The organism is Nonomuraea sp. CA-141351 (assembly GCF_050944675.1).
Classification (GTDB): domain Bacteria; phylum Actinomycetota; class Actinomycetes; order Streptosporangiales; family Streptosporangiaceae; genus Nonomuraea.
Map to the genome: position 1 here is coordinate 10,751,171 of NZ_CP191982.1, position 9,405 is coordinate 10,760,575.

The 9,405-nt window shown below is 69.1% G+C and carries 13 protein-coding genes; 8 read left to right on the plus strand and 5 right to left on the minus strand.

Features of this window, described 5'->3' with window-relative positions:
• Positions 1 to 28 precede the first annotated feature (28 nt).
• Together gltX and ACQPWU_RS50485 are read right to left on the minus strand one after the other, a co-directional pair.
• Positions 29 to 1,402 carry a glutamate--tRNA ligase gene (gene gltX, locus ACQPWU_RS50480; RefSeq protein ID WP_433433651.1) on the minus strand — a complete coding sequence of 458 codons (1,374 nt, stop codon included), beginning with the start codon at positions 1,400 to 1,402 and terminating at the stop codon, positions 29 to 31.
• Complete coding sequence (locus ACQPWU_RS50485; protein ID WP_360690920.1) at positions 1,395 to 2,171, minus strand: fumarylacetoacetate hydrolase family protein; 777 nt, start codon at positions 2,169 to 2,171, stop codon at positions 1,395 to 1,397. Before ACQPWU_RS50485 ends, gltX begins: the two co-directional genes overlap by 8 nt.
• Before the next feature lie 195 nt (positions 2,172 to 2,366).
• Between ACQPWU_RS50485 and ACQPWU_RS50490 the strand changes: the two genes are divergently transcribed.
• The 7 genes from ACQPWU_RS50490 to ACQPWU_RS50520 all read left to right on the plus strand — a co-directional run bounded on the left by ACQPWU_RS50490 (position 2,367) and on the right by ACQPWU_RS50520 (position 5,392).
• Positions 2,367 to 2,867, plus strand: a complete 501-nt coding sequence (locus ACQPWU_RS50490) for an Asp23/Gls24 family envelope stress response protein (protein WP_433433653.1) — start codon at positions 2,367 to 2,369, stop codon at positions 2,865 to 2,867.
• Complete coding sequence (locus tag ACQPWU_RS50495; protein ID WP_433433655.1) at positions 2,864 to 3,199, plus strand: hypothetical protein; 336 nt, start codon at positions 2,864 to 2,866, stop codon at positions 3,197 to 3,199. Before ACQPWU_RS50490 ends, ACQPWU_RS50495 begins: the two co-directional genes overlap by 4 nt.
• Complete coding sequence (locus ACQPWU_RS50500; protein ID WP_433433657.1) at positions 3,196 to 3,378, plus strand: DUF2273 domain-containing protein; 183 nt, start codon at positions 3,196 to 3,198, stop codon at positions 3,376 to 3,378. Before ACQPWU_RS50495 ends, ACQPWU_RS50500 begins: the two co-directional genes overlap by 4 nt.
• Complete coding sequence (locus ACQPWU_RS50505) at positions 3,375 to 3,752, plus strand: Asp23/Gls24 family envelope stress response protein (protein WP_433433659.1); 378 nt, start codon at positions 3,375 to 3,377, stop codon at positions 3,750 to 3,752. Before ACQPWU_RS50500 ends, ACQPWU_RS50505 begins: the two co-directional genes overlap by 4 nt.
• 122 nt (positions 3,753 to 3,874) lie before the next feature.
• A complete protein-coding gene (locus ACQPWU_RS50510) occupies positions 3,875 to 4,441 on the plus strand; it encodes a DUF6286 domain-containing protein (RefSeq protein ID WP_433433661.1) in 567 nt (188 codons plus the stop codon).
• Positions 4,438 to 5,016, plus strand: a complete 579-nt coding sequence (locus ACQPWU_RS50515; protein WP_433433663.1) for an alkaline shock response membrane anchor protein AmaP — start codon at positions 4,438 to 4,440, stop codon at positions 5,014 to 5,016. The genes ACQPWU_RS50510 and ACQPWU_RS50515 overlap by 4 nt, the downstream gene beginning before the upstream one ends.
• 16 nt (positions 5,017 to 5,032) lie before the next feature.
• A complete protein-coding gene (locus ACQPWU_RS50520) occupies positions 5,033 to 5,392 on the plus strand; it encodes an antibiotic biosynthesis monooxygenase family protein (RefSeq protein WP_433433664.1) in 360 nt (119 codons plus the stop codon).
• Here ACQPWU_RS50520 and ACQPWU_RS50525 read toward each other — a convergent pair.
• Positions 5,389 to 5,985 (minus strand): HD domain-containing protein, encoded by a 597-nt coding sequence (locus ACQPWU_RS50525; RefSeq protein ID WP_433433666.1) that lies wholly within the window; start codon positions 5,983 to 5,985, stop codon positions 5,389 to 5,391. The two genes, ACQPWU_RS50520 and ACQPWU_RS50525, sit on opposite strands and share 4 nt — an antisense overlap.
• A gap of 167 nt (positions 5,986 to 6,152) precedes the next feature.
• Here ACQPWU_RS50525 and ACQPWU_RS50530 point away from each other — a divergent pair, with 167 nt between their 5' ends.
• Complete coding sequence (locus tag ACQPWU_RS50530; protein WP_433433668.1) at positions 6,153 to 7,784, plus strand: heparinase II/III family protein; 1,632 nt, start codon at positions 6,153 to 6,155, stop codon at positions 7,782 to 7,784.
• A 54-nt stretch (positions 7,785 to 7,838) separates the two neighbouring features.
• On the opposite strand, the gene ACQPWU_RS50535 is transcribed toward ACQPWU_RS50530, so the two are convergent.
• Both ACQPWU_RS50535 and ACQPWU_RS50540 read right to left on the minus strand, forming a co-directional pair.
• On the minus strand, positions 7,839 to 8,621 hold the full coding sequence (locus ACQPWU_RS50535; RefSeq protein ID WP_433433669.1) for a helix-turn-helix domain-containing protein: 783 nt from the start codon (positions 8,619 to 8,621) through the stop codon (positions 7,839 to 7,841).
• A gap of 126 nt (positions 8,622 to 8,747) precedes the next feature.
• Complete coding sequence (locus tag ACQPWU_RS50540) at positions 8,748 to 9,362, minus strand: TetR/AcrR family transcriptional regulator (RefSeq protein WP_433433671.1); 615 nt, start codon at positions 9,360 to 9,362, stop codon at positions 8,748 to 8,750.
• Positions 9,363 to 9,405: the final 43 nt, after the last annotated feature.

Genomic DNA, 9,405 nt, shown 5'->3' on the forward strand with positions numbered 1-9,405 from the left:
ACCCGCCTCCGGGCCGCCGGGCACCGGATCAGCCGTGGAGGCGGGCCAGGGCGGCGCGCAGGCGGTCCTGGGCGCGCTCGCGGCCGAGCACCTCGATGGACTCGAACAGCGGCAGGCCCACCGTCCGGCCGGTGATCGCCACGCGTACGGGCGCCTGGGCCTTGCCGAGCTTGAGCCCGTGGGCCGTGCCGACGGCCTCCAGCGCCTCCTTGAGCGACTCGGGGTCCCAGCTCACCGTCTCCAGCCTGGCCAGGTAGTCGGTGAGGATCTCCACCGGGGAGTTCTTCATCGCCTTGTCCCAGGACGCCTGGTCGAAGACCGGCTCCTCGAGGAAGAGGAAGTCGACGTTCTGCCGGATCTCCGACAGCACGGAGATGCGGGTCTGAGCCAGCGCCGCGACCTTGCTGAACCGCTCCCGGTCCCATGAGGGGTCGAGGTAGGGCGCGCAGCGCGCCTCGAACGTCTCCAGAGGCAGCGCCCGGATGTACTCGCCGTTGAACGCACGGAGCTTCTTCTCGTCGAAGAACGCGCTGGCGGAGTTGACGTTCTCCAGCCCGAACAGCGGCACCATCTCCGACCACGGCATGATCTCGCGGTCCTCACCCGGGCCCCAGCCGAGCAGCATCAGGTAGTTGACCATGGCCTCCGCGAGGTAGCCCTCCGCGCGGTAGTCCTCCAGGGCCACCTTGTCGCGCCGCTTGGACAGCTTCTTCCGCTGCTCGTTGACGATCACCGGCAGGTGCGCCCAGACCGGCGGCGTGGCGCCCAGTGCCGGCCACAGCAGCATCTGCTTGGCCGCGTTGCCCAGGTGCTCCTCGCCGCGGACGACGTGGGTGATGTTCTGGGTGATGTCATCGACCGCGTTGGCCAGCACGTAGAGCGGCGAGCCGTCGGTGCGGGCGATGACGAAGTCTTCCTGGGCCTCGTTGGGGAACTCCACGTTGCCCCGGATGAGGTCCTCGACGACCGTGACGCCCTCGTCGGGGGTCCGGAAGCGGACCGCGCCCTCGGTCAGGCCGCGGTCGCGGCAGAAGCCGTCGTAGCCCCTGTGCTCGGAGCCGGTGCGGGCCACCAGCGCCTCGCGCGTGCAGTCGCAGTAGTAGGCCCTGCCGTCGGCCAGCAGCTTCGCCACGGCCTCACGGTGCTGCGGCTCGTACGCCGACTGGAAGTAGGGGCCCTCGAACGCCGGGTTGCCGCCGTTGATGCCGATCCAGTCGAGCGCGGAGATGATGCCTTCCGTCCACTCAGGGCGGTTACGCGACGCGTCCGTGTCTTCGATGCGCAGCACGAAGCGGCCGCCGGACTGCTCGGCCAGCGCCCAGTTGAACAGCGCCGTGCGGGCGCCGCCCACATGAAACATGCCGGTTGGGGACGGGGCGAACCGCACCCGTACTTCAGTCACGGGAGACCACCTTGTTCGTGAGTGTGCCGATGCCTTCGATGCCGACGCTGACCTCGTCACCGACCTGGAGCGGGCCGACGCCCGCGGGAGTGCCGGTCAGGATGACGTCGCCCGGGATCAGGGTCATGACCGCGCTGACGTACGCCACCAACGCCGGGATGTCGTTGATGAGCTGGCTCGTGCGCCCGCTCTGCCGGATCTCGCCGTTGACCGTGGTCGTCAGGGCCAGGTCGCTCGCGTCGAGGTCGGTCTGGATCCACGGCCCGAGCGGGCAGAACGTGTCGAACCCCTTGGCCCGGGTGAACTGCACGTCCTTCTTCTGCAGGTCGCGGGCGGTGACGTCGTTGGCACACGTGTAGCCGAAGATGACGTCCTTGACCCGCTCGACCGGCACCTCGCGGCACAGCCTGCCGATCACCACGGCCAGCTCGCCCTCGTAGTCGACGCGGTCGGACAGCGTCGTGGGGTACGCGATGTTCTCGCCGTGCCCGATCACCGACGTCGACGGCTTCATGAAGATGAGCGGCTCCTCGGGCACCTCGTTGCCCAGCTCCGCCGCGTGCTCGGCGTAGTTTCTGCCGATGGCGACCACCTTGCTCGGCAGCATCGGGGCCAGCAGCTTCACTTGCGACAGCGGGAACCGCTCGCCGGTGAACTGCACCTGGCCGAACGGGTGACCGGCGACCGTGGAGACGAACTCCTCACCCGGACCACCTTCGACCACGCCGAACGACACGCCTTCGCCTGTGGAGAACCTCGCTATACGCACCCGACAAGGCTATCGCCGCCACCGTGAGGCTCCGCCCAACGCACGCCGCCTCGTGCCGCACGTCACCCCCAACGAGTCAGGAATTGTCGATAAATGTCCCCAAAGTCCGTTTTGTTGGGTATCAGGGGTGCCTGTGGTGGTTATGGGTCACTACTAGTGAGGACAAACAGGGGGGTGACGGTCGTGTCGGACACAATGTCTAACCAGACCACGGAAGCCGGCCAGGCCGCGACCGTACCGAGGGCCAGGACGTACGAGGGCGGCAAGGGGAGCGCGCTGGTCACCGACCGGGGCACCACCAGGATCGAGGACGGTGTCGTCGCCAAGATCGCCGGACTGGCCGCTCGTGAGGTGTCCGGTGTCTACGCCATGGGCGGCGGCGCGGCGCGTGCGTTCAGGAGCATGCGCGGCATCGTCGGCGTCGAGGAGAGCGTCTCGCAGGGCGTGTCGGTGGAGGTGGGCGAGCGGCAGGCCGCCATCGACCTCGACCTCGTGACGGAGTACGGGACGGCGATCCCCGATCTGGCGGCCGCAGTGCGGAAGAACGTCATCAATGCGGTCGAGCGGATGTGCGGGCTCGAGGTGACCGAGGTCAACATCAGGGTCGACGACGTCCACCTGCCCGAGCAGGACCGCGAGCGGGAGACCGAAAAGGGCCGCGGCGAGCAGGCCGAGCCGGAGCCGCGGGTCCAATGACGGACACCGGCCAGGCTTCGGGGGCGGCCGGCGCCGGGACGGTCGCCGTGGGGGGTGGCACCGGCGAGGCGTCGGCGATCGCCGAGCGGGCGCGATCGTGTCAGGGCGTGGCCGGGCTGTCGGGTGGACTGTTCGGGACGGTGGCCACGTACCTGCCGGGCAAACGGCTCATGGGCGTCTCCGTGAACGACCGAGCGGTGGAGATCGCGATCGTCGCCACGATGGACCGCCCGCTCCCGGAGACCGCCGACGAGGTACGGCGGGCCGTGCTGGACCTGGCCGGAGACCGCCAGGTGAACGTGCGCATCGACGACGTCGTGGAGGAACCATGAACAACATCCACTGGTGGCCGGTGATCGGCATGGCCGCCGGCATCATTCTCGGGCTCGTCGCAGCGTTCGGTGGGCTCTACGCGTTCCTGCTCGTGCTCGTGCTCGGCGCGGTCGGCTTCCTGGTCGGCTGGATCGCCGAGACCGGCCAGCTGAAACTGTCATCCGAGAGGCGGAGATGACCACTGTCACCGGCGCCGGCACTGTGACGGTGCCCGCGCAGCGTCCCGCACCCCAGCCGCCGCCGGAGCTGCGCGGGCACACCCAGATCGCCGGCCGGGTGGTGACCAAGATCGCCTGCTGTGCCGCCGAGGAGATTCCCGAGGTGCGGGAGGTGCATCTCGGAGGCCGGCCCTGGTCGCGTTCGTCGAGCGCCGAGGTCCGCGGCGAGCAGGCCACGGTCCGGCTGAACGTGAGCGTCGCCTACCCGGCGCCGCTGCGTGACGTGGCGGCGCGGCTCAGGGAGCACGTGATCGGCCACGTCACCGCCCAGACCGGCCTGAACGTCACCCGCCTGGACGTGACCATGATCGACCTCGGTGGCGAGGTGCCATGACCGAGCAGTTCCCGAAGCAGGAGGTTTGCGCCGTTCCTGCAGAAAGCGAGACTCTCCCGGGCGTGCCTGCCCGGAGTGAGCCTTCCGAGGGCGTGTCGTCCGAGGTCGGAGGCACGCGCCCGGTGACGCGCGACAGAGCCGCCGACCGGGCGGCCGTGCGGGCGTTCCGCCCGAACAGGAGGGTTCCGGCCATCGTGGTGTCCGTCCTGCTGGCGCTCCTGAGCCTCCTGGTCGCCGCCGAGACGATCTCCGGGCTGGCCGGCCGCCCGCTGCGTTTGGTGCCGTACGACGGGATGCTCGGCTGGGCGGCCTCCACGCTGTGGTCGAACCCGCTGTTCCTGCTGGGCTCGGCGGTCGTGTCGCTGATCGGGCTCGCGCTGCTGATCACCGCCCTGGTCCCGGGACGGCCGGGCATGGTGCCCGTACGCAGCGGCGACCCCGACGTGATCATCGGCCTGCGTCCCAGGAGCGTCGCCAGTGCGCTGGCGCACGCGGCCGAGGAGGTGCCGGGCGTGCACTCGGCCCGCGCCACGATCCGCGGCCACACGGTCGCCGTCACACCGGCCACGTCCGGGTGGGACGAGGAGAGGTTCGCCCAGGAGGTACGCACTGCCGTGCTCACCAGGCTGGCGGGGCTGAACCCCGTGGAGCCGTACCGGGTGGCCGTGAACGTCAAGGAGCACAAGTGAGCAGGAAGACCAGCAGGGGGAACCGGTGGGGACTGGCGCTGGTCGGGCTGGCGCTGGTCGTCCTGGGCGGGCTCGCGCTGGCTCGCGGGCTGGGCGCCTGGGGATCCGCGGGGACGCCGATCGTGGACGGCGGCGTACGGGGGTTCTTCACCCGTAACAGCCCGGCGATCTGGTGGCTCGTGGCCCTCGTGTCGGTCGCGCTGGCGCTGCTGGCGCTGCGGTGGCTGTTCGTGCAGGGGCGCAGCGAGATCTCGCACGGCGCGGTACGGCTGGAGAGGTCACCGACCGGCATCACCGAGGTGTCGGCACCGGGGATGGCGCACGCGGTCGCCGCCGACGTCGAGTCGAGCCCGATCGTGCTCCGCGCCGACGCGGACCTGGTGGGCTCGCCGAGCCGCCCTGAAGTGCGACTACGCGTGATCGCCGACGAGTCCGCCCCCATCGGCGAGCTCAGCCGGCACCTGTCCACGGTGGCGCTGCCGCACATGCGCGACGCGCTGGACCGGGATCATGTGCCGGCGGTGGCCCGCGTTAGCCTGGAGCCCTCACCAGCCCCGCACCGGGTGGTGCGCTGACGAGAGGGGTTTCCCGTTGTCCGTCGTGAAGATCAACGTGCTGAACGTACCCGCCGACATGCGCGAAGAGCTCGAACGTCGTTTCTCCAACCGAGCCGGGATGGTGGAGTCGGCCGACGGGTTCGAGTGGTTCGAGCTGCTCAGGCCGGTGGAGGGCACGGAGCGTTACCTCGTCTACACCCGTTGGCGCAGCGAGGAGGACTTCCAGAAGTGGCAGCAGGGCCAGGCGTTCCAGCGTGGGCACGCCCAGGCGGCCCAGGCCGCGCAGGCGCAGGGCCACGGGCACGGCCATGGGCAGGGGCCCGCGGCGACCGGCTCCGAGCTGTGGTCGTTCGAGGTCGCCGAGAGCACCGGCCCCAAGCCTGCCGAGGGTTAGGCGTCCAGCGGGTTGCGGGCGATGCGGTCCACGATGCCGTTGCGTACGAACTGACCGGCGATGCTCGACGGCTTGCGCGTGCCCTGTTCGGAGATGCACGCGCTGAACTCCTTGGCGATCTCCAGCCGCGGGTAGCGCTCGAGGACCTCGCGCCGTATCGCCTCGGGGATCTCGTCCGTACGGCGGCCCGAGATGTCCATGCCGGTCGAGAGCTCCAGCAGGTGGCCCTCCGGGTCCTCCTCCACCGGGACCTCGTCCCACATGTGCCGGACGATCACCTCGCCGGCGCGTACCCGTCGCTCGGGCGACCAACCGGCCCCGGCGCAGAAGATCCACGCCACGTGCCCGCCGGCCTCCTCGAAGGGCACCGTGTGACTGTCGAACTCCGCCGCCATCCCGATGTCGTGCAGCATGGCCGACACGTACAGCAGCTCGGCGTCGAACGCGATGCCGTGGTCGCGCGCGTACGCGGCCGCCCACAGGTAGGCGCGGATCGAGTGGTTGAGCAGCGAGGGCGTGTGGTAGCGGGTGGCCGCTTCCAGCGCGCCGCGGCAGGCGGGCGTGTCCGGGATCACGAGGTCGTCGAATGTCACAGGACAAGCATGTCCTGACCTGTACGGTCTCCGCCATCCGGGACACCCGCATGTCGCCACCTCGCTCGAGCATCGAGCGTCTAACGAATCCGACACACAGCTTGACCGCTTGATCGCGATTCGGACAGCATGTTCCGCCTTCACTTTTTGTCCCGAAAGGAACTGGCGTGCGCCGGCTCGCGATACCTCTTGCCCTCATGCTGGCACTCGGCGGGTTAGTGAGCCCCGCGCATGCCGACAAAGTGACCCGTACCGCGGAGTGCCAGGGGGACTGGCTGCCCGGCACGCCGACGGCCGACGACGTCATGAAGGGCGAGATCTCGCTGGTCGGGCTGCCCGCGTACAAGCTGGGAAAGAAGATCGACTGGAGCGCGAGCCCGTACAGGAACCGCTCGTGGGAGTTCGTGTTCCAGTCGCTGCGCTGGATGGGCACGCTGGTCGTCGCCTACGAGAACAGCGGAGAGCAGCGCTACCTGGACCGTGCCACCGAGATCGCCAAGGACTGGGTCGCGCACAACAAGCGCGGCGCGGGCGGCACGAAGCCGTACGTGTGGCAGGACCACCCCGTCTCGCTGCGCACGCAGCCGCTGCTGTGCCTGAGCATGCACGTCAACGAGAGCTGGCTCAAGGACAGCCTGGCCGATCACGCCAAGCTCCTGTCGGACTCGCGGCTGTACAAGAAGGGCCACAACCACGGCATGGACCAGGACATCGCCCTCATGGGCATCGGCTGCCGCTACGGCCGCAAGGACTGGACGAACCTGGCCTCCAGCCGCCTGACCGGCACGGTGAAGCTCGACGTCGACTCGCAGGGCGCGCTCATGGAGCAGGCGCCCCGCTACGCGGTGTACGTGTACGACCGGCTGCAGGTCGCGATGGCCAACATGAAGGCGTGCGGCAGGAAGGTGCCCGGCGACATCGCCAAGCGGGCCGACGCTCTGAAGGACTTCGTCGCCCACGCGACCATGCCGAACGGCTACATGGTTCCCATCGGCGACGGCACCGCCGAGACCGAGCCCAAGATCGATACGGGGACGCCGAAGCAGGAGGTCAAGACGTACCGGGCCGGTTACGTCTTCGGCCGCACGGCCTGGGACAAGCCGGACTCGGCGTACTACTCGATCAGGTTCGGGCCCGGGCTGAAGTTCCACGGCCACGAGGATCACCTGGGCGTCACGTACTACGCGCAGGGACGCGACATCCTGGTGGACGGCGGCTTCCACTCCTACGAGAAGAGCTCCTACCGCTACTGGACGCTCTCGCCCGAGGCGCACAACGTCCCGACGGTGGTCGGCGCCCGCTTCCGTCCGCGCACCTCCTCCAAGCTCGTCGGCTCGAAGTACGGCAAGGACCGGCAGTCGTTCAAGCTGACGGACAAGGCATACGGGGTGAGCCGTACCAGGTCGGTGCTGGTGAACCACGGCGAGGACCTGATGGCGGTGCTGGACACGGCGTCGGGCGGCAAGAAGATCAGGAACCTGTGGCGCTTCGGTCCGTCGCTCAAGCTGGTGTCCAACAGCGGCGGCAAGGTGGTGCTCGGGGACGGCAAGTTCAAGGTCACCCTGCTGCAGCTGTCGCCGTCGTGCGACCGGGTCGGGGGGCAGAAGGTGGAACGTGGCGGGAAGCTGGGGTGGGTCTCGCCCACGTACCTGTCGAAGCAGCCCACCAATGTGGTGGTGTCGCCGGCGGCGAAGTCCCTGCTGACGGTGATCGTGCCGGGGACGGACTCGCCCAAGGTGTCGTGCTCGGGCAGGAAGGTCACGGTGGAGGGCGTCACCTTCCCCTCCACCGCGTTCTAGGCGGTCCCGTGGGGAGGAACGCCACCTCTCATACTTCCTGCACGCACGAGTCGGTCAGGCAGCCGCCGACCGCCGCAGGTATTCGGCGGTCTCGGCGTCAGCGGGAAAGAGGGCTTCGACGGCGATCTCTTCGAGCGTGATGTCGAAAGCCGCGCCGAACGTCGTGATCGTGCTGAAGAAGCAGAGCTCGACCCCGTCGTGCCGGAGCCGGATGGGCATGGCGATGTCAGTGGGCCCCGCGGTGGGCGGGTGGTCCTCGACGCCATAAGACCGGAGTTCCTCGTACAAAGCGCTCAGTTCGGGGTCCCCCGTGCGGGCCGCCTGGCGGGCGAGCCGGGGCAGCAGGTACGCCCGCGCCTGCCCCAGATTCTGTAACCGGGGCGCGAACCCGCGCGGGTCCAGGCCCAGCCGCATCATGTTGACCGGCGGCTCCAGCAGTGCCGGATCGACCCCGTCCAGGAAGATCTTCATGGCGGAGTTGGCCAGCAGCACGTTCCAGTGGCGGTCCACGACGACGGCGGGGAAGGGCTCATGCCCGCCGAGGACCCCTCGGATGGCCTCGTACGCCTCGGCCAGGTCCGGATCCTCAAGCGGGCGCCGTTCGTACGCGGGGGCGTATCCGGCGGCGACCAGGAGCCGGTTGCGTTCGCGCAGGGGAACGTCAAGGTGCTGGGCCAGGTGCAGGAGCATGGCGCGGCTGGGGACCGTACGTCCCGTCTCGACGAAGCTGATGTGACGGCTGGACACGTTTGCCTGTATGGCCAGGTCGAGCTGGCTCAGGCGGCGGCGATGCCGCCACTCCCGCAGCAGATCACCTACCGTGCGATCGCGATGCATCCTCCAGTTGCGAACGAATTGGCCGAGCTCTTCGACCGGGCCACGCGCGCCGAACCGTCATAGACCCTGGACCTGCGGGAGTCGGTTGCGGGTTCCTTCGGAGGAGTCATCGCCGTCCTCGCCACCTCAGCCGACGGCCGATGGTCGCGGGCGGAACAGCTCGTCGAGATGGGCGGTGAGGACGGCCAGGGCCGCCTCGCCGGTACGTTGCGTCCCGAGCACGCTCGAGACGAGCCCGTTGGTCATGGCCAGCAGCCCGGCGGCTTTCACCTCGGGGTCCACTTCGGCCGGGACCTCCCCAGCCTGCTGGGCGGCGCGGATCTGCTTGGCCAGGAAGGCCTCGAGCATGTCCGGCTGCGGGGTGCCGTGCTTCTCGACGAACTCGGGGTCGCTGAGCACGAGAGAGTAGAAGGCGGCGTACGTACGGGCGATCCGGCGGCTTTCTGCGTCGATGGGCAGGATGTTCGTCAAGACGACCGTCACGATCGTGCGTGGCGTGGGCGGAGCTTCGGCGGCGGCGATCGATTCCCTCACGCGGGCGTCGAGTTGTGCGGTCAGGCGCTCCAGAGCGTCCATGAGCAGGGCGTCCTTGGTCTGGAAGTAGTACTGCACCAGGCGGAGCGAGACGCCGGCTTCGGCGGCGACGCCGCGCATGGTCACTTCCTGGAGGCTCTGGGCCTCGGCGATGCGCAGCACCGCCTCGGCGATGTGCTTTCGGCGCTGCTCATGATCGACGCGCAAGGGCATATTCTTTGACCTCCCTTTATGATACGTATGTATCATG

Bases quoted from the DNA above. Each gene is read 5' to 3' on its own strand.
- ACQPWU_RS50505 (WP_433433659.1), top strand. From the start codon at position 3,375: ATGACCACTGTCACCGGCGCCGGCACTGTGACGGTGCCCGCGCAGCGT.
- ACQPWU_RS50490 (WP_433433653.1), top strand. From the start codon at position 2,367: ATGTCTAACCAGACCACGGAAGCCGGCCAGGCCGCGACCGTACCGAGG.
- ACQPWU_RS50535 (WP_433433669.1), bottom strand. From the start codon at position 8,621: ATGCATCGCGATCGCACGGTAGGTGATCTGCTGCGGGAGTGGCGGCAT.
- ACQPWU_RS50500 (WP_433433657.1), top strand. From the start codon at position 3,196: ATGAACAACATCCACTGGTGGCCGGTGATCGGCATGGCCGCCGGCATC.
- ACQPWU_RS50495 (WP_433433655.1), top strand. From the start codon at position 2,864: ATGACGGACACCGGCCAGGCTTCGGGGGCGGCCGGCGCCGGGACGGTC.